The sequence below is a fragment of the Streptomyces sp. NPDC041108 genome (genome assembly GCF_055592645.1).
On the sequence record NZ_JBVIYK010000029.1, the window covers coordinates 30,420 to 52,174 of the forward strand.

Sequence of the window (21,755 nt, forward strand, 5' to 3'; positions counted from 1 at the left end):
GGTGACTCTGAAATAGACAATTGAGAGTTGCTCGCCTCCTATATACCCCACTGCCCGTATCACCTGGTGGCCAGCGATGCGGCGACGACAAATGCCGCCTCCAGACCGAGAAGCACGACGCACGCGCTGTACATCCTGCCTCTGTAGCGAATCACTTTTTCGTTGACCGCGATGTGATCAGCCATTCCTTGAGCCAGCGCCCATGTGAGGTTGTAGTCGTCGTACTCGGACCCAAGAATTTGAGAAGGGTCCGGCCCGAAGCTCCAGTCGCTCTTCGGCCATAGCACATAGATTGCACCAATGAGAATCGCGACGATGAAGCAGATTACGACCACCGCGAACCATACGGGAAGCGGCTTGTCCTTCGTCCCCAAGCCGAAGAAGGAGGAGAATGATCCAATTAGCGCCGCAATGGTGATGAGGCTGGTTGTTCTGTTTCTTAGGTTGGTGAGCGTGGTATCTTGCTGCGACATTGCATGTACTGCAGCATCGTAGGCTAGCTTATACTTATCGGACGGAATAGCCTCAGGGCCTGGCGAACTATCCCGCGTTGCAACCTCATCCATTTTCTCTGGTCCTGCAATGGCGTGGAGGATGCGTGCAAGGATATTGTTTCCCCTCCTTGGAGGGATAGGGGCCGGGGCAGTCGATGGATGTGGTGACTGCGAGGGCTGCGCAGATGGCGCGCGATCAGGCGGTCTTGACTCGTTGTCTTGCTTCAAGCGCGCCATACCAGTGAGTCCTCACTGAGCGATTGCCCCTCAATGCCCGAACCTATCCTCTGGTAAGCTGCCAGGGCCCTTACAGTTCACAGCACTGACACGCGTAGTCGAATATCTAGCCTTCTCCAAATTCACTCGGGTGGCTTCGTTCCGAGCATCCAGCCAATTCGGCCGCTTCAGGCCGTCCTCAGTGCCGTGACAGCGCTGTGCAGCCGATCGGGTGCGGCCTCGGGTGGTACGCGCAGCGCTATGTAGGTCAGGGCCTGTGTCACGATCGCTGCGAGAGCGACCCTGACGATGCCGGTGACGTCGGTGTCCCTGGCTTTGTCCATGGCCTGCCAGACGACGAGCGCGAGAATCAGGAGGGCCAGGAGAGGAACAGCAATCATGGTGGGTGGGGTCCTTCGACGAGAGGGTCTTCACCTCTCGGCTCCGGCAGGCCGCCCTACCGGCAAAGAATCTTGAAAAACACCGCGAACGCGCCGCTTCAAGCCCGGCGTTTCTCAACACGGCGCCGCTGTTCGGCGGCCAGCCGCTTGGTCTTGCGCCGGACTCGCTCGCCGAGTGCGTGCGGGTCGGTGGCGGCGGCCTCGGCCTCGGCCCAGGTGGTGCCCGCGCCCTCGGCGTACGCCAACACGACCCGCCGCTCCGCGTCGTTGAGGCTGCGCAGCACGGCGTTGAGCCGCTCATCTTCGAATATCCCGCTGGCCGTGCGGGCGAGGAGGTCGACGTCGGCGGCGACCAGGTCGTGAGCGACAGCCCGTCACCGAGGTCGGCGTCCAGGGACAGTACGCGGCCGTGCCGGGTGCGCCGGCGCCACACCGGCACCAGCTGCCGGTGCACCGCCCGAGCCTCCGCCTTCAATGCTCCAAGCGCCGTGGCTGACAGATGTCGTGTGAGGGCCGGTCGCCGACCTGGTTCGGGGCCGGGTTCCCCTTCCACCACCTGGCAGCGGGGGATGACGTTAGGGCATCCGCAGTCCGCAGCCACTCCTTGCCGTTGCTGTCAAAGAACGCCTCATGAGGAGTCAGTCATCGTTCAGTGCCGTGTCGAAGTACTCCTCGGCGGCGAGGGTCCGCAGGAAGGAGCCGACGAGGCGGCGAGTGACCGCTCCGGGAGTCTCGTTGAGTTCCGCCCAGGCGGTCTCCGTGGCCTGCTCGTAGGTATCCCGGTCGTAGCGGTTCCGCTGCACGGAGGTCCCCCGGTAGTTCCGCGGAACGCTGGTGTAGGGGCTGCGGCCACGGAGCCTGGTGAGGCCCAGGGCGAGGGCCCAGTTGCCCATGTAGCTGGCGTCTTCTGCAGCTTGGCGCACGAGTGCGAGGAAGCGACGGGTGTTGCCCACCACGGCAGGATCGTAAATGAAGTGGTCCTCGGTATCTCCTGCGAACCGCTCGGAGAGGCGGCTGGAGAAGAGCCGGAGGCCTCCGTTCTCGAAGACCCGCAGCTCGATCGCGTTTTCGTCGTGGTAGGTGCCCGGGTTTCGCGTGAAGATGCGGCCGTCGCCGAGGTTGTTGCTGGCCCGGGCGGCCCCTCCGCTGCGTCGGTATCCGTTGCCTGCGTCGATGAGTTTCGGGTAGGTCTCAAGGCCATCTACGCGAGCGTTGATCTCGGGGGTGTAGGCCTTCTCGATGAACCGGGCGAGCTGCAGGTTCCAGTTCGGTCCGCTGGTGAGGTCCAAGAGCATGTCCCGTGGGGCGGCGAGGGGCTGGGCGACGAGGAACATGTGGGACTGCTTCCCGACGTCTTGCATCGGATCGTTGTCGATCTCGTGCTTGAGCAGAGAGAGTGCATCCTGTTCAGCGTTCCGGCGTCGTTCGTGAAGCCGGACGACCTCGGAGTCCGGGAGAGTCCGCTTGGTCTTGTCGCCGCGCCCGAAGTAGCGCCCGTCGACCATGTGCGGGGCCAGCGGGCTGGCCGGGATGTGGATGACGAGGTATCCCTGGGCGGGATCTGCCTCCGACTTGATGGGGTCGGTGAGGATCACCAGAGGGGGGTCGGGGAGAGAGTGAGCGACCTGCTCGACCCTCTCCGGCAGCCCCTGCAGGGGCTGCGGGGCGAGGCTGAAGGTGCCGTTCTGCTTGTCTTCGGCCAGCCCGACGATCATCGTGCCGCCGTCGATAGCGAAGGACGACAGGTCGCGCGCCAACTCCCTGTTGTCGCCCTTCGTGACGAGCATCTCCTTGGCGTCGAAGTAGTGCTTCTCCTCGATGAGACCGCCGGTGATCGCGGCCTGGAGGTCGGCCTCGGTCTTCGGGGTCCAGCGGGGGTTGCTCGGAGACAGGTAGATCGAGATCACGCGCGAATCCTCACTGTGCATCAAACGGGTGCCCCCAACCCGGAACTCCCGCATCGAGGGTAGGACCAGCGTCACAACCTGCGCATACCGATTTCCGTACTGCCTCCACTGCCTTCAGCCGGGAGACGACTTGTCCGCCTCGGCGGATCGGGCGGTGATCTGGTGGAAGGTTTCGCGCACCCGGCCCCGCGTGCTTCCGTGCAGGCTGTACCTGGGCGCGGCTGCCGCTCGCCTGCGGCGGTAGTCAGGAAGCGCGGGCGGCCGGAGCCGGTCGTGACGGTGGTGTGGGGGCCCGGACACCTGACAGTGCCGGGGGCGGCCCGAGCCGCCCCCGGTGGAGCTTGACCTGGTAACGGGCCGTGCTGCCATCGCTGGAGCGGAGGACGAGGGCGTCGGCGTGGTCGGGGGTGCGGGCGATAAGTCGGTCGAGATTGTGAGAGGTGGTGATCCAGCGGGGTGGGGTGGTGCCGTTGCGGTGTGCTTCGCGGCCGGCGTAATGCTGCAGGGCGGTGGTGAAGGCCTCTTCGAGGGCGGGGAACAGCCGGGCGAGGTCGGCGGTCGTGCCGGCGAGTTCGGCGCTCATCTCGGTGTAGATCCCGCCGCTGTACGCCAGGGGCACCGGGTGGGTGCGGCGGATCAGCTGCGTGCGTTGTGTGCGTGGGGGTGCGGGGCGCGTGCTCCGTTGGGCGATGACGTGGTGGTAGGCGTCGATGTACGGGCGTTGTGCGGCCGGGCGGCTGATGCCGCAGACGGTCAGGAACGTCACCAGCTGCTCGGCGCTGGCCGGCAGGCCTTTGCGGTTGACGATCCGCCACGCGGTGGTGCGCGGCAGCAGCTTGCGAAGGCGGGCGTTGTTGAGGGAGGGGGCGCCGGCCCGTTCGTAGAGTTCGGCGAGGGCGAGGGCGAGGTCCCGTTTGGCGGTGATGAAGTCGGGGGCGGGCGCCTTGAGCTCGTGGAGTCTGTCGCGGTGTGCGATGCGGCCGCGGGTGCGCAGGAGACGGGCCCGGGCCCGGTCGGACTCGCCGGCTCTGCAGGCGCGCAGGTAGGCGTCGAGGACGGCCTCGGTGGGCGCGGCGGTGCCGGACTCGGCGCGCTGGACGGCGCCGCGGGAGACGCTGGCGGCTTCGGCCAGCCTGCGCTGGGGCAGCCGCGCGGCCCGGCGCAGCGCGGTCAGGTGCTGGGCGAGGTCGGCGAAGGGGCGCTGCGGTGCGCCGTCGGCAGCAGAACGGGTCATGGCCGGCCGTCTACTTGCCCGCGCCGGAGCGCACGGCGGTCTCGACGAGGACCGTCATCAGGCGGCGGCCGCCGCCGGCCGCGGTGAGCGTGGCCGCGCCGATCGCCCCGCAGCCGCCCAGCAGCACCAGGACGGTGTCCAGCTCGGTGCCGGCGAGGAACAGGCCGCAGCCCAGCCCCAGGAAGGCGATCAGCAGGATCAGCGCGTGGGTGGGCCCGAACCGCCCGGCGGCGCCGTTCGGTTCGATACCGCGGGCCGCCGGCGCCACGGTGGCGGGGGGACAGGAACAGGCCGGGGCGGGGCCGGCCGGGCGGGGGAGGGGGATATGGCTCATCGGGGTGCAGGACTCCGTCCTGACGGGGGCCGCCGGCGGCATGCCGGGGCCCGGGCTCTGGTCGCAAGTGACGCGTTCCGCAGGGCAGTTGGCCCTGCCGTGCTGCGGGCTGCGCGGCACACAGCCTTCCACGCTCGCGCACCCAGCCGCCTCGCCCCGGCGTGCTATATATCCGTTATGCGGCTTCCTGGCCTCGCGGATGCTCCGCGTCCCGTCACGAAATTCGGCGCCCCGCCGACCCGTGCCCACCGTGCTGGCGACGGTGCAGTCCGCGCGCACAGCGCCCTGGGCGGGTCACCGTTTGTTCCAGCCGACTTGCGGCCCAGGCCCCTTCAGAAAGACGGTGGTCCCAGCACACCACCGACGGCCAAGCCGTCGGTGTTCTCCTGACGGCCCTGGTCGCAAGCCCGAACCCGTTTCAGGACTCTCCGGCAGGCGCGTTGGCCCGCGCCCGCCGACCCGCCGAGCCGGCACCGCCCCCCGGTGCCGGCTCGGCGCGCATTCCCCGCCCCGGCCCCCGGCCTCGAGCCGTACACGATGCTCCGCCACCTGCTCACCGCACGCTGCCCGCCGGCAATCCGTGGCCGCCCGGCGTGGGGATGCCGGCCAGCGCCGCATCCCCACGCCGGCAGCGGACGCGGGCGCAGAGCAGCGGATCGACGAGTGCGGGCCCGCGCAACGTGCGAAGGAAGCGCGGGACCGCAGGCCGCGGCCATCCTGTCGAGCCGGGCAAGGGACCGTACGTCACCCGCCGCCGGACTGTACGCCGACAGGCCCGCCGCGTGCCGCAATCAGCCCCGTCCCGCCGAGGACGTCACTGCCTGGTGCGTCCTCCGGGGGAACCTGCGTCGGGTCCTGGACGAAGCCGGCGAGGTGGACCGCCCGGACGGCGGCCCGGCTGACCGGCCGGGGGCGGGCGCCGCCAGGTCGGGAATGATCGGGGGATGACCGATGACGTTCCCGCCAGCCCAGCCCCCGAGCCGGCATCGCGCCCTGGAGGTCAGGACGAGCTTCGCGCCCTGGCGGCTCCGCGTCGGCCGAGCGTGGACGACCACATGTTCACCACCCCCGCCCTGCCGGGGACGTTCCGGCTGCAGCTGTTCACCGCTCCCGGGGCGCGCCCGGTCGCGATGGCGACCCAGATCGCCGACGCGGAGGGCATGAGCCTGATGAACGGGGTGGAGAGCCCCGCCGATCACCGAGGAGGCATCGGGCCCGATCGCGTACCTGCTCATGTCCTATGGCAAGGCGGAGGAGGTGTCCGAGTACGCCACTACGCTGGCTCGCGAGCACGGACTCGTCTGCTTCGATCCGCAAGGAGAATGCCTCCGGCCCTTGATCTGCTTGGTCGGTCAGCGGGCAGACCATAGGAAGATGCCCGCGATGAGGAGGCCGGCGCGGAAGACCGTGACCGACGCCGATCGGCACCTGTCCGGCCCCGATCGACGTCGGGGAACGATGGACCGGACACCGGAGCCAACGGCCTTGCCGCAGACACCAGGGCCGCTTCGCGCACGCCGGGCCGGGTGTAGCCGCAGCTCACCATGACCGGTCGCGCAGATAACAGAGCAGTTATCTGCGCCAATGTGGGGGCCTTGGCGAAGGTCGGAGAGAGCGAGAGGATCAAGCGGCGCGACCGACGCGCCGCCTGAAGGGGGATCACATGACTGAGGGGCCGCCACCGTCCGGCTTCTCCGCACGGGAGTGGAGGCTCACCACGCTCCTGCGGCCGCAGACGAAGGACTTCTGGCTGTACTACGCGCCGAAGAACGGTGTGGGCCCCCAACAGCTCCGGGTCTGCGAGCGCAGTGGCTACGACTTCGCGCGGCTCACCTGGCAGTCCTGCGCCGAGTGCCGCCGCGGTCACGTCATGAAGGTCCGCGTGACCGATGAGCGGCAGCGCCAGGGCTACGGCACCCGCATGATGCTGCGCGCGATGCGCGGCTGCGAGTCGTTCACCTGGACTACCACGCCGCAGTTCGAGGACGGGCAGCGATTCTTCCCGGCGCTGAGCACGGCCCTGGGCACCAGCTTCCCGGCGGACAGATCGTGTGCGCACAACTCCGCTCGAGGTGGCGGGTACGCCAAGCCCCGGCTCGAAGGGCCTCCCGACGCCTCCTGACCGCCGGCCGGTCCGGACAGCCGTCTCCCACAGGAGAGCGATAATCACACCGGGTACCCGCTTCGCGCCGGGCTGTCCGGGGGACCCCGGCGAGACCGACCCGGCCGGTGCGTCGTTCTCCGTACGGGGGCACACGCCGATCGACGGAGGCCGGGATGGGAAGAGACGCCAAGCGCGCGAAGCAGGCCCGCAGGGACAGACGCCTGCGGGACACCTCCCGGACGGGCGCCACGGCCACCGTGCACGAGCTCCGCACATCCGGCGACGTCCTCGACGCCCTGGCGGTGATGCTGCCGCAGCCCAAAACCGGAGACTGGCGGCCGGACGTCCTCGGCGTGGACAAGCTCTCCCTGCAGGCCGGCCCCGACGCCTGGCCGCTCCTCAACGGTCACCGCGTCACAGAAGAGATGTGCGCCGCCCTCCAGGCGGACCGTCCCGACCAGGCCGGTGACTTCGTCTTCGAGGACCTGGTCGCGATGTGCCGGGAGATGGGGCCGCCGGACCTCAGCGGCTTCGCCTCGGCCCTCGCCACCATGGGCGGCTGCTCGGGCCGCCAGCTCGACCACGAGGACAGCAGCATCTCCTGCTCGCTCGGCCTGGACTGCCCTGGCGTCGCGCTGCCGCACGCCCGGCGGACGAACTGCCGGTCTCACGGACCCTGTGCCCACTGTGACGGTTCGCCGGTCCGCTGGGAGTGCGACCGGTAGGGAGACCAGCCGCACCACTCCGCCGGCGTCGACCGTCAGCCTCGGTCATCAACTCCACTGCCCCCGGACCCGCCAGGCAGTTCCTGGTTACCGGTGGTGCAGTGGCCCCGTCCGCACGCATCATGCGGCCCCGCGTACGTATCCCGCATCAGCCGACGGCGGTGGTCAGAGTGGACCGCGATGACGGCCTCCAGGGCGGCGTCGGCGAGGATCAGGCCGGTGCCGGGCCCGAGAGCCTCTGAGGCGCAGGCGATGGTCAGCGTTTGATGCGTCCGCGTACGGCGAGTACGGCGAGGGCCAAGAGAGCGGGCTCCAAGAGCCGCAAGAGCATCTCGATGTAGGTACCGGTGGTGGTGAGGTCCTGGCCACTGGAGCGGAAGATGACGGAGTTGAGGGTGACGTTGAGGGCCTTCTCGAACTGTTTGCCGGTGAACCGGTCGCCGATGGGGTTTCGTGGATCGTCCTGGTCGACGGTGAAAGTGACGCGGCCGCCGCCAGCCGGGACGACGCCGCTGGCTTCCTGTTGGGAGAGTGCTCGGGCAGGCCGAAGCCCAAGAGCAGCAGGATGGTGATCAACATTGCTGCGCCTCTCAAGCCTGCGCAGTCGCGTCACCATGCCCAGGCCCTAGGCTTCCTGGAAGCCACTCGGCAGTCTGCATCTGGCGGCGACACGGCAGATCGATGACTTCGGCAAGTGGCTGGGCAAGCTCCTTGAGAGCCTTGAGGAAGGGCGTCATACCGGGGTGTTGCGGCGGGCTGGCATTGCGCTGCAGGAAGCGCGATCGTCGGCTGCCCTGGGCAAAGTAGGCCTGCCGGCGCCGATGGACGTCGTAGACGCTCGGGGCCAGGCGCCGTTGGACAGCGGAGGGGACTGGTTCGTGTAGGCTGGCGGCGACTGTCGTGACGGACACCTGCGGCTGATCGCGTACTCCCAGAACCGCCTTCACAGCTTCGCGGCGGGCAGTGACGAAGTCCAGCTCGGGGAAGTACTCGCCTCGAGGCGTTGATGAGGGAGATAGCGCTCGGCAGGCTGCCAGGGTGCGGGACTCGATGGTCTGGTAGTCCGGGTGCTCAGGCGAGAGCCAGGCCCGGGACACGGTCGAGCCGACACGGTGTGCTTCACTGCGTAGGGCTTCGAAGCGGGCACGTGGCCCTGCAGTGGAGCCCACCTTCACGTACGACACGGCGCCGGTGATCGCCAGGACATAGACGAAACCTGTGCCTTTCAAGGCCCGGTCCGGGACCGATCGCTTCTTGATGTAGTGCCGCAGCCAACCGCGAGGGTCCTCGTACACCAGGTGCAACATCCCTGCCCTTTCGCCGTGTTGCTGCACAGTGAATCGGAGGGGTGTGACAACGGCCCTGCTCTCCCGGGCTCGCCGATCCTGATTGCTTGAAGTTCGGTCGCTTCAGTCGCTTGGGTCGCTGTCCTGTGCCGAGTACAGAGACCCAGACGCCAGCGACTGGGGCACCCCTTCGGTCGCTGGCTGGTTAAGCGGGGAAAACCGCAGGTCAAGACGTTCTCCGCAGAGAGATAGCGACTCTAGCGACTCGGAGTTTGCATATACCGGAGCTTGAGAGAGTGTGCGCGTGCGTTATATACAGAGAGCTTCAGTCGCTTCAGTCGCTGTTCAGGCCTTTCACTCGGCTTGACCTGGCAGTTTGCCGTTGTCTGCAGGGAGCGACCGAGCGGTCCTGAGTCGCTGTGCCTCCCACTCGGTCGCTCGACGCTCGCTCGCCGGTCGCATCATCGACACGGCGTCACCGTTGTTCCGCATGTGGTCCACGAACTCACCGACGCCGTTCGCTAGGCTGTGTCCGTCGTTGAGTCGCTTCGGTCGCTGTTAGGGGGTGCAGATGCCTGCTGAGCTGCAGTTTTCCCGCAGCGACTCAAGGGATCCTGCCATCCCTGCTTCTTCAGTCGCTCCGTCCCTTGTCATCGCACAGGAGTGCGCTCGCCGAGGCTGGCCCGTGCACCCCCTCTCCCCGGGCCGTAAGACACCAGCCGCGAACTGCAGCGAGTGCCGCGCCAACTCCCACGCCGGGGGCGACTGCCCCTGCCTTCGCGCAGGCCGCTGGTGCCACAGCTTCCACGCGGCCACTCTCAACCAGGACCGCATCCAGCAGTGGTGGGGGCAGCACCCGGAATTCGGCATCGGCGTCTCCTGCGGCCCGCCTGGCCTGGTCGTCATTGACATCGACGCCCACGACGCCGAGCCTCCCGCGCGTGACCGGATCCTCCCAGGCATCCCCATCAGCGACCAGGTCAACCTCACAGGCCTCGCCAACGGCTTCCACACCCTCGCCGTCCTCGCCGCCCTCCGCGGCCAGCAGAGCCCCGCCGACGACACCAACACCCTGCGCGTACGCACCCCCTCCGGAGGCCTCCACGTCTGGTACCGGGCCACCGGCAACCGCCAGTGGAAGTCCTCCGCCGGATCCAGCCCCGGCCGCGCCCTGGCCTGGCAGGTCGACATCCGCGCCCACGGCAGCTACATCATCGCCCCTGGCACCACCACCCACTACGGCACCTACACCCCCGTCGACGAAGCCCGCGAGCCCGCGGCCCTTCCTCTATGGCTCGCCCAAGAACTCGACCGCACCGGACACCTGCCCGCACCCACCATTCCCGCTCCCCGCCCCGTCCCACCGCGGGCCCAACAGGCTGTCCTCGCTGCCGGCGGCGGCCGCGATCAAGCCGAGCGCACCCTCGCCGCTGTCCTGGCACTTGTTGAGGCCTGCGGCCAAGTCGTCCAGGGCGCGGGCTTCTCCGACACCCTCAACCGGGCCGCCTACACCCTCGGCGGCCTCATCGCCGCCGGTCGCCTCTCCCGGCAGGAAACCGAACAGGCGCTCAAGGACACTGCGGCCGCGGCCCGTCCAGGCCAGGAACTGCGCATCGAACAGATCATCCGCAGTGGCCTCGCCGCCGGTCTGAAAAGGCCCCTCCATGCCACGGGGAGGCGCCCGTGACGTCGCCCAGCAACGAGACTCTCTTCGAGTTCGACCCCGAAGCCGTCGCCGCCCAGATCCGCGCACAGAGCCCCGCCACGCCGCTTCCCGCTCAGGCCACCACCGAGCGACCCGTCGGCCAAGCAACTGCCAACGGCCTCCTGCCGGACACCCTGACCGACCGCGGGAATGCCAAGCTGTTCGTCAAGCTCTACGCCAACGACTTCCGGCACGTCCCCAACATCGGCTGGTACCGGTGGGACACCACCCGCTGGCAGATCGACGAGGACGACACCGTCCTGTGGGCGGCCGGCGACCTCGCCGAGACCATCGCCACCCACGACCCCCGCGGCATGTTCACCACCACCGCCCTGCACAAGCACCGCACCCGCGCCATGTCGACCTCCGGCATGAACGCGATGCTCACCCAGGCCAGGTCCGCGCCCGGCATGGTCCTCAAAGCAGACCGCCTGGACGCCGACCCCTACGCCCTGTGCACCCCGCGCGGGGTCGTCGACCTGCGCACCGGGCTGCTGAGGGCCCCCGACCCCAACAAGGACTTCCACTCCCGCTCAACCACTGTTGGCCCGCAGCAAATGCCCGTTCCGCGCTGGCTGCGCTTTTTGACCGACACCTTCGGCGACGACGCCGAAGGCCTCAAAATGATCGACTACCTGCACCTGCTGCTCGGGTACTCGATCACCGGGGACGTCGGAGCCCAGATCCTTCCCTTCCTGTGGGGAACGGGCAAGAACGGCAAGTCCGTCCTCCTGGACGTCATGATGAAACTGCTCGGCGACTACGCCGACGCGGCCCCGCCCGGCTTCCTGATGGCCAAGCCCTTCGAAGGCCACCCCACCGACCTCGCCGAACTCCACGGCCGGCGCGTCTACGTTTGCTCGGAGATCAAGCCCGGCGACAAGTTCGACGAAGCCCGGGTGAAACTGCTGACCGGCGGCGACCGCATCAAGGCCCGTCGCATGCGCCAGGACCCCTTCAGCTTCGAACCCACCCACAAACTCTGGCTGCTGGGCAACCACAAGCCCGAAGTCGGCACCGGTGGCTTCGCGTTCTGGCGCCGCATGCGCCTGATCCCCTTCGAACGCGTCGTGCCCGACGACCGCAAGATCGACAACCTGGCCGACCTCCTCGTCATGGAAGAGGGCCCCGGCATTCTCGCCTGGCTCATCGACGGCGCCCGCCGCTACCTCGGCGGCGACCGCGACCTCACCGGCCCCGAACGCGTCCGCATCGCCACGACCGCCTACGCCGAGACCGAGGACCACACCGGCCGCTTCTACGAAGAGTGCTGCCGCCTGGGCCCCGACCTGCGCGCCGAGCAGACGGCGCTCTACGCCGCCTACACCGCCTGGTGCCACAATGAAGGCGCGCAGATCATCTCCTCACGCGCGTTCGCCTCCCGAACCAGGGAACTGGTCGGACTGGCCTCGCCCAAGGAGATGAAAGTGTCCAACCAGCGCAAGTACTACCCGGGCATCGGACTGCTCACCGACGAGGAAAGGGATACCAGCGCATGAGTTCCCTGATCAGCGCGGACGAGATCAGCCACGAAGCCGAACTCGTATGGCTGGAGGACATCAACGCCCTCGACTACGTGCGCCAAAGCCTGGACCGGCTGCCCACCCGCAAGGGCAAACCCCCCTACCACCGCGACGGGCGCATGGTCGGCTACGCCATCCTCGGCCCCGACGCCAAGGCCTCCCGCGCCTCCGGCACCTTCCGCCGCCGCGTCTTCTGGCTGCTGCCTCACGACCGTGACACTGAGCCCGATGGCTTGTACGCCAGGAGTGCCCCCGCCGAGGCGGTCGACCCGCGCACCCTCCAACCCCGGGTCAAGGGCTACAAGACCGAACGCTCCGAAGGCGGCCCGCCCTCCCGCGCCATGCAGGAACTCGGCATACAACTCCCGCTGTAACTCGCGTCCCTGACCACGCCGAGCGCCGATGACTCAGATACTGACCAGCCTCATCGCGGTCGCCGGCACCCTCCTCGGCGGCTGCCTGGGCTACCTCCTCCAACGCCACGCTGGAAACCGCGCCGAGCGCAGAGCAGCCGTGCTCGCCTACACCGGCGCCATCACCGAGTTCATACGCGCCCAGCAGGACTGGTGGTGGCGTAAGCAGGAACACCCCGACGGACCCGAGCACAAAGCCGCACGTCTCGAAGGGCAACGCGTGCGCGGCGTCGCCCGCCAGGCAATCAACGGCCTGCTGTTCTCCACCGGGGACGCCGAGCTCGTCGCCGAGGCCCGACAGATCCTCGAAGACGCCAACACCGTGCACCGCGCCGCCGACCGGGACGAGATGAGCACCCGCACGGCCGCAGTACGGGCAGCCCTCGACAGCTTCATCCACCACGCCTCACTGAGCGTGCGTTGAAAGCCGTCCGTCTTTCGCTCCTGTCGTGCGGCGTGCGCGTCAGGGGAACGTGGGCTCAAGGCCGAACTGGTTCAGCAGCCCGGCAGACAGTGACTGGACGCACTCCATCAGAGCTGTCTGGTCAGCGGCTGGAGACAACTCGGAGCCCTGCGCTTGCCGAATACCTCCTCCGTGCTGGTCAGGCGGCATGTTGATACTCGTGGAGGGTGCCGCCGAGTCGCGCTCGCCGTCGTATGTCCAGATGGGCGATCCGGTCCGGGTCCTCGATCGGAGCGGGCAGCGAGTGGAGAGGGCGGGCATTCGCAAGACCCTGGTGCGGCCGGTGCTCGTTATAGAACGTCTCGAACTCGCGCAGGGCGCGCAGGAGATGGCGCTGGTTCCAGATCAGCGTATGGTCTAGCAGCTCTCGCCTGCAGGTCTGCACCCACCGCTCCATGATCGAGTTCATGCGCGGCATCCGGACGCCGCTGAGCACCACCTCGATACCCGCGTCCTTGAGCACCTCGTCGAACGGCCGTGGGAACTTCCCGTCCCGATCCCTGATCAGATAGCGAGCCCGGCAGCCGGCGTCCTCGAGGTCCATGACGAGATTCTTCGCGGCCTGGACCACCCAGGACGCGGTCGGGTGCACGGTCGCGCCCAGGATCCGGATCCGGCGACTGGCGTGCTCGATCACGGCGAACACGTACAGGCGGGCCCCGGACAGGGTGACGGTTTCGAAGAAGTCGCACGCGAGGAGCGCGTCGGCCTGGGAGCGCAGGAAGTCCGCCCAAGTGCTGGAGGCCCGCTCGGGCGCCGGGTCGACGTCGGCCTCCTTCAAGATTTCCCAGACCGTGGATGCTGCCACCTTCACCCCGAGTACGAGCAGCTCACCGTGCAGGCGCCGATAGCCCCAACTTGGATTTTCCCTGGCCAGGCGCAGCACCAGCGCCCGGATCGAGTGCACGGTGCGGGGCCGGCCTCCGCGCTTCGGCCGGGACTGGGAAGCGTGTTGGCGGGCGATGACGTTGCGGTGCCAGCGCAGTACCGTGTCCGGCCGCACCAGCAGCCGCATCCGGCGCAGCACTTCCCGTGGCAGGCCATGGAGGAGCGACGCCAAAAACGCCCGGTCGCTCGCGTGGAACCGGACCTGCTGCCCGTTCAGCTGCCGTTCCAGAACGCCGATCTGGTGGCGCAAGGCCAGGATCTCGACATCTTTCTCCCGGTCGCTCATCGGCAGCAGTCGCAGCATCGCGAACGCGTTCGTCACACCCAGGTACGCCAGTCTCAGCAGCACGACCGTTCATCATGCCGCGCCAACCGGCGCCGCGCGATACCGGCGACTCGATCGGCCCCGGCCAACACCCAAACCCGATCCCACCTGCGTGGATTAGGTATTCGGCAAGGGCAACTTCGACCGGCGGTGCTCGACGCAGGGCATGACCTCGCGGTGGGCCGCTCCGTAGGAGCGGAGCTTGTCGGTGACGATCACTCGCGGCACCGCACCGGTCCTCTTCAAAAGTCTGCGGAAGAAGCGTCTGGCCGCGGCTTTGTCCCGGCGCTTCTGCACCAGGATGTCCAGGACGTTGCCGTCCTGGTCGACGGCCCGCCACAAGTACTTCTGTGCTCCATTGATCTTGATGAAGACTTCGTCCAGGTGCCACTTGTCCCCAGGCCGAGGCTGTCGGCGGCGCAGTGCGCCTGCGTAGGTCTGCCCGAACTTGGCGCACCAGCGGCGGATCGTCTCGTAGGAGACGACGATCCCGCGCTCGAGCATCAGCTCCTCGACCTCGCGGAACGACAGCGGGAAGCGGAAGTACAGCCACACACAGTGAGAGATCACCTCGACCGGATACCGGTGCCCCTTGTACGACAGAGACACGGCTCCCACAGACAGCCCCCTCCAGCACGATCAACCAGAAGATCATCCCACCGGCCAACCAACGTGACAGCGCCAGGTGGGAGGCATGCTCTCCTACGGGCAGTGCTTGTTTTCGATCCCAACGTCGCTGAGGAGGGGATAGCTACTGGCGGTCTGGTCGACGGTCCCAGCCATCTGGTGCGCGTGCTGAAGGTACGCCACGCTTGTCACCGGAAGGACCAGGGGGAGGGCGTGATGAGGCTGTTTGTTTGTGGCGATGAACATGCGGTCGTTTTCGACTCCGTGATCGCCGACGGGCCGGGAGATCGAGCTTGACCGCGGCTGAGCGGAATTCGAGCCTGGCTCCGCGCGGTGTCATGCGCTGGCCATTGGGCCTGCATATCGTCGTAGTATTAGTGCTGGCCGTGGCCGCAGCGCTCACAGTCTTGGGCCTTCTGTGGCTGGTGCTGGGGGAGCCACGCGTTCAGGTGTCTGGACCGCTCAAGCCCGGTGATACCTACGACGCCATCAAGATCGCATTGGCTGTGGTGGCGGGAGTCGGCGGGGTCGTGGCACTCGTGGTCGCCTATCGGCGCCAGCATCTCAGTGAAGCGACCGACCTCCGTGAGTACGGCAAGGCGCTGATCGAACGGTTCGGCGCCGCGGCCGAACAACTCGGAGCTGACCAGCCAGCCGTACGCATGGCTGGCGCGTACGCGATGGCACGGCTTGCCGATGAGTGGTTGCAGGAGCGACAGATGTGCATCGACGTGCTGTGCGGCTACTTGAGAATGCCGCATGCTCCCGATCCACCAACCGATGATCAGGTGCTGGTGTCGTGGCAGCGCGAGCGGGAAGTACGCGTAACTGTTCTGGGACTCATCGCCGCCCACCTGCGCGACGGTGCGCCCGCGTCCTGGCAGGGCTACGACCTCGACTTCACCGGTGCTGTCCTTGATGAAGCCGACTTCCGTGGCGTCCGCTTTACCGGTGGCGACGTCCTCTTCGTCAAGACCCTCTTTGCTGGCCACGGAACGGACCAGATCATCTTCGACGAAGCCGACTTTGCTGAAGGCGCTCACGTCTACTTCCGGCTCGCCGAATTCCGTAGTGGCACCGTCCGCTTCAACCGTGCCACCTTCAGTGGCGGCTGGGTCACCTTCGACAGTGCCCACTTCACCGGCGCTCATGTGAACTTCCGAGACGCTGCCTTCACAAGCGGAGAAGTCCCTTTCGAGGGTGCTGAGTTCTCCGCTGGCACCATCGACTTCACCGGCGCGACCTTCACCGGCACCACAGTCAACTTCGGTGAACACCACCTTCCTTCCATCTACCGCACGGCACCGCCCGCCCGCTTCAGAGGCGGCACCGTCGACTTGTCCCAAGTAGCCGACTTCAGCCACCCTCCGAGGTTCGGCCTGCAGATGATCCCCTCTGGACTGGAGCTTCCCTCAGGCACAAACATTTCTGACCTGCCTTGAGCTCGTTCCTGTCCGGTCGCACACCTCGGCCCGGGGAGTGGGGGCGCCGAAGCCCGTCGGATGACAGCGCGTGGGGCTCGGTGATTCGTGCACCACACGTGTTGCATCCGTTACTGTGCTCGCGACAGCTCATGAGCTGTGAAAACGCCAGTCGCACACTCACGGTGCCCCAGAGAAACGCCGGGGACTTCGACTGCTCGGGTGAGGACGTCGAACGCGACTGGGTGGCGCGCGCACGCTGCTGGAGCCGGGTGCGGCGCGTACTGCTCACCTACGACCAGGTCATCAACGAGTACGAGCTCCCCGCGACCGAGGGAAAACGCCGCGACCCGAGATGGCCGGCCTTCGCCCGCCGCTACGGCGTCGACATCGACCACCCCGTGCAGTGGGAGGTCGAAGCCCTCGAGCCAGAGGAACTCCAGCGCCTAGTGTTCGCCGCCGTTGACCCGTACATCGACCGCGACGTCCTCGCCGAACAGATTGTTCGTGAGGGACAGCAACGCCGCGCCCTGTCCGACTTCTTCGGAGGCTGGGACGCGGCGGGCGGAGCGTCGTCGTAGCGCTGAACCGGAGGCCTACTCGGAAACGCCCTTCCGGGCCTTCTGTAGTTGGCGTGCACGATGGATTTTGTGACTACCGCCGACAAACGCCTGGAGCGATGGGCGCACGGTACCTCCACAGCAAATCGAGGGCCTTCCCCGGAAACTTTTCGGGAAGGCCCTCGGCTAGTACAACGTGTCAGTGCTTGAAGGCGTCCTTGGCCTTTTCCTTGGCCTCACGGGCGTCACCCTTGCTCTTCTGCACCTGCCCCTCGGCAGCCGTGCGGTCGTTGCCGAGAGCGCTTCCCAGGGCCTCCTTGGCCTTGCCCTCGGCCTGCTCGGTCTTCGCCTTGGCCTTCTCGCCGGCAGTCATGGAACGCGCCTCCTCGTAACCTTGGGTGCCGCGGTCGCGGTGAAGCCGCTTGTGCCCCGGCTCCTGCCTCACAAACAAGGCGCCACACAAAAACAGAGGGGCATAACGGGGCAGACGGAGCCGCAGAATGCGGATTCCATCGCTTCCCTGCTTCCCTGCTTCTCGTTCTGCTTCTCGCGGTGATCCATTCGGTGCGGGCTTCGCCGTCAGGATCTGTGGTGGAGGCCCTCGCCGTGCTGGTGCGGACTCACTCAGCCAGCGGGATGCCCCGGGCACGGAGGCCGGGTAGCCGGAGTGGCTGGGCTGGGGCCGCCGATGGTCAGGGCCTCTCACCCGGCAGGTCCTCGACGGCACCGGCGACGAGGTGACGGACACGCTCGTTGAACAGGCCGAGGGGACGAACGACGCCGTGGCGGCGCTGCTGGCGCAGGCCGCCCAGGAAGAGGAGGATGCGTGATCCCGCTGCCGCCGCACCGCATGAAGGGGCCCGGCGTACTCGGCGCCACCCCCGAGCAGCCTGTCGGGCCGTTCGGCCGCTGGCCCCACCCCGACGACGAGCCGGAGACCGACGCCGACCAGGACGAGCAGCCCCCGGGCGCGTGATGCTGGAAGCGTGGGCCGCTGTACCGATGTTCTCCGAGGCCGGAGCCGCTGTCGGCCCTGCCCCGCCGACCTGATCCCGGCCGCCACCGCCCCGGCGCGCGCCCCACTGGGCACAGCGATCAGGGGCGGTTCGCCGCTTCGGTGTACGACTTGATGGCGTCGGTGATGAGCATGCGGGTGCTGGCAGGGTCGAGGGCCTGGGCCTGGAGATGGGCGTACATCACGCTGTAGTGCCGCACGTCGGACGGCTTCTCCAGGTAGAGGTCGCTGGTGAACCGTTCCAGATACACCACCCTCGCCCCGCGATTGTCGGCGAACCCCAGGATGGAGAACTGCCCCGACAGGCCCGGGTGAGCGCCGGCGGCGAGGGGGAGGACCTGCACGGTGACGTTCGGCTCCGCGCCGAGCGCGGTCAGGTGCTCCAGCTGCCCCCGCATGACGTCGGGAGAACTGATGACACGACGCAGGACCGACTCGTCCAGGACAGCCCACAGCCCACAGCCCCCAGCCGCAACCGGCCCGCCGGGTCGTAGATCCGGTGCTGCCGGCGCAGCAGCACCTTCAGCCGTGCGGCGGCCTGCCCGGCAGTGAGCCGGGGAACCGTTTCCCCGATGACCGCATGCCCATAGGCCGGGGTCTGCAACAGGGCCGGGATGACCAGGGGCTCGTAGACGTGGACCGAGGCAGCGTCCGTCTCCAGGCCGATGTAGACGCTCTGGGGGATGTCGCCGTAGGCGTGCGACCAGCCCCGTGTGCCCGATTCCCTCGCCATCTCCATCAGGGCGTCGATGACCTGCTGGTCTGACACCCCGTAGATCGCGCACAGGTCGCGCACATCGCGGGGACTGATGGCGCGGCGGCTGTTCTCCAGGTGACTGATCTTGGGCTGGGAGACCATCAGCCGCTCGGCCACTTCCGTGCTCTCCAACCCAATGGCCTGGCGGAGCCGACGCAGCTCAGCTCCCAGGCGACGTCTCCTGACGGTGGGATTGATGCTCGCCGCCACGGGCGGGGTACCTCCGGCTCCAAAACGCCGCTTGGCCCGCAGATTGCCATGGAGCATGGGTTGCTGATCGCGCGCCATGCCTGGTGTTCGCGGGTCAGCCCAAAACAGACTGTGACGTTGTCATGTGCCGCCCCGATGTTCACCGACAACCGCTGTACGGATGTACCAAGGCCGGGCAGATCCAGGTCAGGACGCCGGAGGGACGGCGTGAACGAGGGGTTCCAGGTCTCCATACAGGGCCGCATGCGAGCTCCGCGAACAGCGCCTCCAGCGCCGCACGGCGCCGGGCGTACGGCCAGCCAGTCAGGTCGTCGCCTCGGTGGACCAGGTCGAAGGCCACGAAGTGCGCCGGCCACTCCTCTCTGGCTACGGTAGCTGTGTGAGTTCGCCATCGATGGCGAGCGTGCCTTCCTTGCCGGCGAGTGTGCCTCCCGTGAAGGTGGCGGTGCCGACGAGTCGGATGCCACCAGTGGTGCGATTCAGTGGTGTTCCGATCAGATTTCCGGCTCTTCCTGTTGTGAGTGTCAGCGGCAAGTTCGAGTCGCTGGCAGGGAACGGAAGGTCAAAGTGGAGGCCGGCCGGCAATCGCATGGTTCCTGTGTTCTTGTCGAAGGTGCCGTTGCCTCCTGCGGTGTGGGTGACGGTTACCGGACCGTTGCCGGTCTGCACCGTGACGGGAGGAAATGAGCTGATGCTGACTTCGGTACGTGGGTCGTTGAAGAACAGCTCCACGGTGATGGGAGTGGTGAAGGGGCCGGGGGCGCGGTCGTCCGTGGTGGTCAGGGTTGCGGTGCCGGTGAGGGAGGTGAGCAGACCGGGCGCCGGCTGGACTTCGAAGTCCATGAGGTAGGTCATGTGGATGTTGCTCGCCGAAATGGAGTGGGTGCCCAGGCCGAAGTTTTGAGCCGCACCGAATCGTCGGACGAAGCCGGGAAGCGGGTCGTCAGCGCTGCTGACGTCCTTCTCCACCCCTGCGACAGCGATGTTCAGGGTGGATGTCGGCGGGACGCGCACCAGGAAGGTGCGGTTGATGGGGGTGATGCCGATGCGTAGATCGTTGTCCACGAACTTCTGTGTCTGGCCGTTGGCCGCGAGTGTGAACTCGACCTCGGCATTGCTGCCCGGGTCGGAGATTTTACTCACGGCAATACGCCGGAATTTCACTTCCAGATCCATGGAGGTCGCCTTTCCTGGATGCTGACCGCAATCGGATGGGCCCGGCTCCTCTGCGCACACGTTTCCCGCCGAGAAGGCGGGCGTAGCCTGAGGACGCGATCTGGGGCATGCGCCACCTGCGGTCGAGGTCACTCACACTCTGGCAGGATCTGTCCACCCGACAGCTCAGCGAGGGCAACGAGGTATACGGATGGAGGTCGCGGGCCCCAACCCCCGGCCCGCTCCCGCACCGGACCTACGCGAAACTGTCGGCGGTCCGCTGGACGGCATGCTGCTGGGCATCCACGGGTGGCGGACCGAGAAGTCAACGACGGTGGGCCCTGTCCACTGAACTGTCGCGGTGGCCCGGCGCCGCGTCCTGTCACGCCGCGCACGGTACAGAGACGTTGAATGCTGCTACGCGACCAGGGAGTTGTAGAGCTCGGTCACCTTGGTCTCGAAGGGAGGCGCACCGAGGTCCTGGGCGGCAGGCACCACCTTCTCCCGAAGAAAGCGGTCGTGATGTTCCGCAGACTCCCAGACGTCGATAACCTGCCAGCCGCCTTCTTCCCGGGGTGCGGCATAGTGAGCTATCAACCCACTCGGCAGATCGTTGCGGTCTGGGATGACCCGGTCGATGGTCGCCTGGTAGAGCTCCTGATTCCAGTCAGGGCCGTAGTGATACCCAAGGACGGGCATGCGGCAGCCCTCCTTCCGCGCTCATGGGGCTGTGACCACGACGCTAGGTCCCGCATTTCAGGACGGCGACCGGCAATCGTCCATTCGGGGTGCCGCGCTGCCTCGGCAAGAAGCTCCGGCTCCGCGTCGGCCGCTGGGCTCACAACGCCTAGCGCCACACCCACCGACCCAGCATCCGCTGGCAGATTTTCATGAGTGAACCGCGAACAGAGGTCTCGGCAGTGACCCGACGCTATCGGCGACCTTGGCCGCCTCCAACTGGGGGAACCCTGCCGACAGGCATTCAAGCTCCGTTTGCTTGCTGATGTGGGTGAGCGCTGCCGGGGTCGACTGGCGGGGCGGTGATCTGTGCAAGGGCGTCCTGGAGTCGGCGGACGGCATCCTCCGCCTCCGTGTATTCCTCAGGGCTCGGGAGGACAGTGCCGAAGGTGCCGCCGCCCTCAGTTGGCAGGGCACGCCAGCGCAGGACCGGTTCGAGCGCGTTGAGGGCGCCGGAGAGGAACCAGGCCATGCGGCCGTGAGTGCGAGCGAGCGAGATGGCCAGGACGGCGAGAGTCTCCCGCAGGTGTTCGAGCCGCTTGATCGGAGGCATGGCCTCCTGGACGTCCTGGGGGCCGACAACATCTCGCAGGCGAGCCTCGGTTTCAAGGGCGAGGGCGCGGTCGCTCGGCGCCACTTGCCACACCTGGTCTTGGATCTGCTGGTCGGCCTCCTCGGCCAGCACTGCGACGATCCTCCGCATGTCCATGTAGATCATTCTAATGAAAGCAAGCACTCACCCCGGCCCTCACGGCCGTTCCTGGCCTCACGCTGCCTTGCTGACAGCAGCAGTGGTCAGAAGCTCATAGGTCTCCGTCAGGCGCAGCACGGACTCAACCCGGGGCTGAAGCCCCGTGACCACAATCTGGCCGCCTTGGGCGAGAAGACGCTTACGCAGCTGCAGCATGAGATTCAGGCCGGTGGAGTCCATGAAGGTCACCCCGGACAGGTCCATCTGCAGTGTTCTGCCGCCGAGCGGGCTGACGAGGGTGGCCCGCCAAAGTGCCGGGCATGTGTTGAGGTCTATCTCCCCGGCTGCGGTGATCACGGTCCGATCAGCGTATTGCTGCGTGATGACGGTGAGATCCTTCATGGTTGGCCTCAGATCCGAGGTCGAGCCCATCACACCCCTGACGAAAGGGTGTCAGCGCGCGACGTGGGGCCACGCACAGCCGAGCGAAACCACCCGAATCCCGCCCCGGCCATCGTGGTGACCTCAGGGAGGACGCAGGGTCTCTCACCAGACCAGGCTGG

At 67.4% G+C, this 21,755-nt stretch carries 25 protein-coding genes and 1 pseudogene; 9 read left to right on the forward strand and 17 right to left on the reverse strand.

Annotated elements, in window-relative coordinates; all coding sequences use genetic code 11:
* Nucleotides 1-59 precede the first annotated feature (59 nt).
* From ACZ6BB_RS39800 to ACZ6BB_RS39825, 6 genes are all read right to left on the reverse strand, one after another.
* A complete protein-coding gene (locus tag ACZ6BB_RS39800) occupies nt 60-473 on the reverse strand; it encodes a hypothetical protein (RefSeq protein WP_471619985.1) in 414 nt (137 codons plus the stop codon).
* A gap of 425 nt (nt 474-898) precedes the next feature.
* Nucleotides 899-1,111, reverse strand: coding sequence for a hypothetical protein (locus tag ACZ6BB_RS39805; RefSeq protein WP_471619986.1), 213 nt, complete (start codon nt 1,109-1,111; stop codon nt 899-901).
* A gap of 98 nt (nt 1,112-1,209) precedes the next feature.
* Nucleotides 1,210-1,395, reverse strand: a complete 186-nt coding sequence (locus ACZ6BB_RS39810; protein ID WP_471619987.1) for a hypothetical protein — start codon at nt 1,393-1,395, stop codon at nt 1,210-1,212.
* A gap of 354 nt (nt 1,396-1,749) precedes the next feature.
* Nucleotides 1,750-3,072 (reverse strand): AlbA family DNA-binding domain-containing protein, encoded by a 1,323-nt coding sequence (locus tag ACZ6BB_RS39815; RefSeq protein ID WP_471619988.1) that lies wholly within the window; start codon nt 3,070-3,072, stop codon nt 1,750-1,752.
* Between the two features lie 190 nt (nt 3,073-3,262).
* Complete coding sequence (locus tag ACZ6BB_RS39820) at nt 3,263-4,252, reverse strand: helix-turn-helix domain-containing protein (RefSeq protein WP_471619989.1); 990 nt, start codon at nt 4,250-4,252, stop codon at nt 3,263-3,265.
* 10 nt (nt 4,253-4,262) lie between these two features.
* Complete coding sequence (locus ACZ6BB_RS39825; protein ID WP_471619990.1) at nt 4,263-4,586, reverse strand: hypothetical protein; 324 nt, start codon at nt 4,584-4,586, stop codon at nt 4,263-4,265.
* Between the two features lie 1,663 nt (nt 4,587-6,249).
* On the opposite strand from ACZ6BB_RS39825, the gene ACZ6BB_RS39830 reads away from it, so the two are divergent.
* Both ACZ6BB_RS39830 and ACZ6BB_RS39835 read left to right on the forward strand, forming a co-directional pair.
* Nucleotides 6,250-6,708 carry an N-acetyltransferase gene (locus ACZ6BB_RS39830; RefSeq protein WP_471619991.1) on the forward strand — a complete coding sequence of 153 codons (459 nt, stop codon included), beginning with the start codon at nt 6,250-6,252 and terminating at the stop codon, nt 6,706-6,708.
* A 155-nt stretch (nt 6,709-6,863) separates the two neighbouring features.
* Nucleotides 6,864-7,415, forward strand: a complete 552-nt coding sequence (locus ACZ6BB_RS39835; protein ID WP_471619992.1) for a hypothetical protein — start codon at nt 6,864-6,866, stop codon at nt 7,413-7,415.
* 256 nt (nt 7,416-7,671) lie between these two features.
* On the opposite strand, the gene ACZ6BB_RS39840 is transcribed toward ACZ6BB_RS39835, so the two are convergent.
* The gene (locus ACZ6BB_RS39840; protein ID WP_471619993.1) at nt 7,672-8,031 is read right to left on the reverse strand and encodes a hypothetical protein; all 360 of its coding nucleotides are present in this window, start codon (nt 8,029-8,031) and stop codon (nt 7,672-7,674) included.
* Nucleotides 8,006-8,710, reverse strand: coding sequence for a GIY-YIG nuclease family protein (locus tag ACZ6BB_RS39845; RefSeq protein ID WP_471619994.1), 705 nt, complete (start codon nt 8,708-8,710; stop codon nt 8,006-8,008). Before ACZ6BB_RS39845 ends, ACZ6BB_RS39840 begins: the two co-directional genes overlap by 26 nt.
* Before the next feature lie 676 nt (nt 8,711-9,386).
* Between ACZ6BB_RS39845 and ACZ6BB_RS39850 the strand changes: the two genes are divergently transcribed.
* From ACZ6BB_RS39850 to ACZ6BB_RS39865, 4 genes are read left to right on the forward strand one after another with little or no spacing between them, the layout of a single operon-like run.
* Nucleotides 9,387-10,388 (forward strand): bifunctional DNA primase/polymerase, encoded by a 1,002-nt coding sequence (locus ACZ6BB_RS39850; protein WP_471619995.1) that lies wholly within the window; start codon nt 9,387-9,389, stop codon nt 10,386-10,388.
* Entirely contained in the window at nt 10,385-11,905 is a 1,521-nt protein-coding gene (locus ACZ6BB_RS39855) for a DNA primase family protein (RefSeq protein WP_471619996.1), read from the forward strand. Before ACZ6BB_RS39850 ends, ACZ6BB_RS39855 begins: the two co-directional genes overlap by 4 nt.
* The gene (locus ACZ6BB_RS39860; protein WP_030950611.1) at nt 11,902-12,303 is read left to right on the forward strand and encodes a DUF6009 family protein; all 402 of its coding nucleotides are present in this window, start codon (nt 11,902-11,904) and stop codon (nt 12,301-12,303) included. Before ACZ6BB_RS39855 ends, ACZ6BB_RS39860 begins: the two co-directional genes overlap by 4 nt.
* Before the next feature lie 28 nt (nt 12,304-12,331).
* The gene (locus tag ACZ6BB_RS39865; RefSeq protein ID WP_471619997.1) at nt 12,332-12,766 is read left to right on the forward strand and encodes a hypothetical protein; all 435 of its coding nucleotides are present in this window, start codon (nt 12,332-12,334) and stop codon (nt 12,764-12,766) included.
* A gap of 178 nt (nt 12,767-12,944) precedes the next feature.
* Here ACZ6BB_RS39865 and ACZ6BB_RS39870 read toward each other — a convergent pair whose 3' ends face one another.
* Both ACZ6BB_RS39870 and ACZ6BB_RS39875 read right to left on the reverse strand, forming a co-directional pair.
* Complete coding sequence (locus tag ACZ6BB_RS39870) at nt 12,945-14,042, reverse strand: integrase core domain-containing protein (RefSeq protein WP_471619998.1); 1,098 nt, start codon at nt 14,040-14,042, stop codon at nt 12,945-12,947.
* Nucleotides 14,043-14,156: 114 nt separating this feature from the next.
* Nucleotides 14,157-14,636, reverse strand: a pseudogene (locus ACZ6BB_RS39875) (IS6 family transposase); the annotation flags it as partial.
* Between the two features lie 302 nt (nt 14,637-14,938).
* Here ACZ6BB_RS39875 and ACZ6BB_RS39880 point away from each other — a divergent pair.
* Both ACZ6BB_RS39880 and ACZ6BB_RS39885 read left to right on the forward strand, forming a co-directional pair.
* On the forward strand, nt 14,939-16,087 hold the full coding sequence (locus tag ACZ6BB_RS39880) for a pentapeptide repeat-containing protein (RefSeq protein WP_471619999.1): 1,149 nt from the start codon (nt 14,939-14,941) through the stop codon (nt 16,085-16,087).
* A 164-nt stretch (nt 16,088-16,251) separates the two neighbouring features.
* The gene (locus ACZ6BB_RS39885; RefSeq protein ID WP_471620000.1) at nt 16,252-16,647 is read left to right on the forward strand and encodes a hypothetical protein; all 396 of its coding nucleotides are present in this window, start codon (nt 16,252-16,254) and stop codon (nt 16,645-16,647) included.
* Nucleotides 16,648-16,825: 178 nt separating this feature from the next.
* Here the strand turns inward: ACZ6BB_RS39885 and ACZ6BB_RS39890 are convergent, their stop codons facing one another.
* Nucleotides 16,826-16,999 carry a CsbD family protein gene (locus ACZ6BB_RS39890; RefSeq protein WP_471620001.1) on the reverse strand — a complete coding sequence of 58 codons (174 nt, stop codon included), beginning with the start codon at nt 16,997-16,999 and terminating at the stop codon, nt 16,826-16,828.
* Between the two features lie 453 nt (nt 17,000-17,452).
* On the opposite strand from ACZ6BB_RS39890, the gene ACZ6BB_RS39895 reads away from it, so the two are divergent.
* Entirely contained in the window at nt 17,453-17,602 is a 150-nt protein-coding gene (locus tag ACZ6BB_RS39895; protein WP_471620002.1) for a hypothetical protein, read from the forward strand.
* A gap of 119 nt (nt 17,603-17,721) precedes the next feature.
* Here the strand turns inward: ACZ6BB_RS39895 and ACZ6BB_RS39900 are convergent, their stop codons facing one another.
* The 6 genes from ACZ6BB_RS39900 to ACZ6BB_RS39925 all read right to left on the reverse strand — a co-directional run bounded on the left by ACZ6BB_RS39900 (nt 17,722) and on the right by ACZ6BB_RS39925 (nt 21,594).
* Nucleotides 17,722-18,039 (reverse strand): DUF5753 domain-containing protein, encoded by a 318-nt coding sequence (locus tag ACZ6BB_RS39900; protein ID WP_471620003.1) that lies wholly within the window; start codon nt 18,037-18,039, stop codon nt 17,722-17,724.
* Nucleotides 18,015-18,530 (reverse strand): Scr1 family TA system antitoxin-like transcriptional regulator, encoded by a 516-nt coding sequence (locus ACZ6BB_RS39905; RefSeq protein ID WP_471620004.1) that lies wholly within the window; start codon nt 18,528-18,530, stop codon nt 18,015-18,017. Before ACZ6BB_RS39905 ends, ACZ6BB_RS39900 begins: the two co-directional genes overlap by 25 nt.
* A gap of 444 nt (nt 18,531-18,974) precedes the next feature.
* Nucleotides 18,975-19,784 (reverse strand): hypothetical protein, encoded by an 810-nt coding sequence (locus ACZ6BB_RS39910; RefSeq protein WP_471620005.1) that lies wholly within the window; start codon nt 19,782-19,784, stop codon nt 18,975-18,977.
* A gap of 396 nt (nt 19,785-20,180) precedes the next feature.
* Nucleotides 20,181-20,462, reverse strand: a complete 282-nt coding sequence (locus ACZ6BB_RS39915) for a hypothetical protein (protein WP_471620006.1) — start codon at nt 20,460-20,462, stop codon at nt 20,181-20,183.
* Nucleotides 20,463-20,745: 283 nt separating this feature from the next.
* Nucleotides 20,746-21,219, reverse strand: coding sequence for a hypothetical protein (locus ACZ6BB_RS39920; protein WP_471620007.1), 474 nt, complete (start codon nt 21,217-21,219; stop codon nt 20,746-20,748).
* Nucleotides 21,220-21,267: 48 nt separating this feature from the next.
* Nucleotides 21,268-21,594 carry an STAS domain-containing protein gene (locus tag ACZ6BB_RS39925; RefSeq protein WP_471620008.1) on the reverse strand — a complete coding sequence of 109 codons (327 nt, stop codon included), beginning with the start codon at nt 21,592-21,594 and terminating at the stop codon, nt 21,268-21,270.
* Between the last annotated feature and the right edge of the window lie 161 nt (nt 21,595-21,755).

Excerpts from the sequence above, each read along its gene's own strand:
- ACZ6BB_RS39800 (WP_471619985.1), bottom strand. The coding sequence starts at position 473 with ATGTCGCAGCAAGATACCACGCTCACCAACCTAAGAAACAGAACAACC.
- ACZ6BB_RS39805 (WP_471619986.1), bottom strand. The coding sequence starts at position 1,111 with ATGATTGCTGTTCCTCTCCTGGCCCTCCTGATTCTCGCGCTCGTCGTC.
- ACZ6BB_RS39815 (WP_471619988.1), bottom strand. The coding sequence starts at position 3,072 with ATGCGGGAGTTCCGGGTTGGGGGCACCCGTTTGATGCACAGTGAGGAT.
- ACZ6BB_RS39820 (WP_471619989.1), bottom strand. The coding sequence starts at position 4,252 with ATGACCCGTTCTGCTGCCGACGGCGCACCGCAGCGCCCCTTCGCCGAC.
- ACZ6BB_RS39825 (WP_471619990.1), bottom strand. The coding sequence starts at position 4,586 with ATGAGCCATATCCCCCTCCCCCGCCCGGCCGGCCCCGCCCCGGCCTGT.
- ACZ6BB_RS39830 (WP_471619991.1), top strand. The coding sequence starts at position 6,250 with ATGACTGAGGGGCCGCCACCGTCCGGCTTCTCCGCACGGGAGTGGAGG.
- ACZ6BB_RS39835 (WP_471619992.1), top strand. The coding sequence starts at position 6,864 with ATGGGAAGAGACGCCAAGCGCGCGAAGCAGGCCCGCAGGGACAGACGC.
- ACZ6BB_RS39840 (WP_471619993.1), bottom strand. The coding sequence starts at position 8,031 with ATGGTGACGCGACTGCGCAGGCTTGAGAGGCGCAGCAATGTTGATCAC.
- ACZ6BB_RS39860 (WP_030950611.1), top strand. The coding sequence starts at position 11,902 with ATGAGTTCCCTGATCAGCGCGGACGAGATCAGCCACGAAGCCGAACTC.
- ACZ6BB_RS39865 (WP_471619997.1), top strand. The coding sequence starts at position 12,332 with ATGACTCAGATACTGACCAGCCTCATCGCGGTCGCCGGCACCCTCCTC.
- ACZ6BB_RS39890 (WP_471620001.1), bottom strand. The coding sequence starts at position 16,999 with ATGACTGCCGGCGAGAAGGCCAAGGCGAAGACCGAGCAGGCCGAGGGC.
- ACZ6BB_RS39900 (WP_471620003.1), bottom strand. The coding sequence starts at position 18,039 with ATGCGGGGGCAGCTGGAGCACCTGACCGCGCTCGGCGCGGAGCCGAAC.
- ACZ6BB_RS39910 (WP_471620005.1), bottom strand. The coding sequence starts at position 19,784 with ATGGATCTGGAAGTGAAATTCCGGCGTATTGCCGTGAGTAAAATCTCC.
- ACZ6BB_RS39915 (WP_471620006.1), bottom strand. The coding sequence starts at position 20,462 with ATGCCCGTCCTTGGGTATCACTACGGCCCTGACTGGAATCAGGAGCTC.
- ACZ6BB_RS39920 (WP_471620007.1), bottom strand. The coding sequence starts at position 21,219 with ATGATCTACATGGACATGCGGAGGATCGTCGCAGTGCTGGCCGAGGAG.
- ACZ6BB_RS39925 (WP_471620008.1), bottom strand. The coding sequence starts at position 21,594 with ATGAAGGATCTCACCGTCATCACGCAGCAATACGCTGATCGGACCGTG.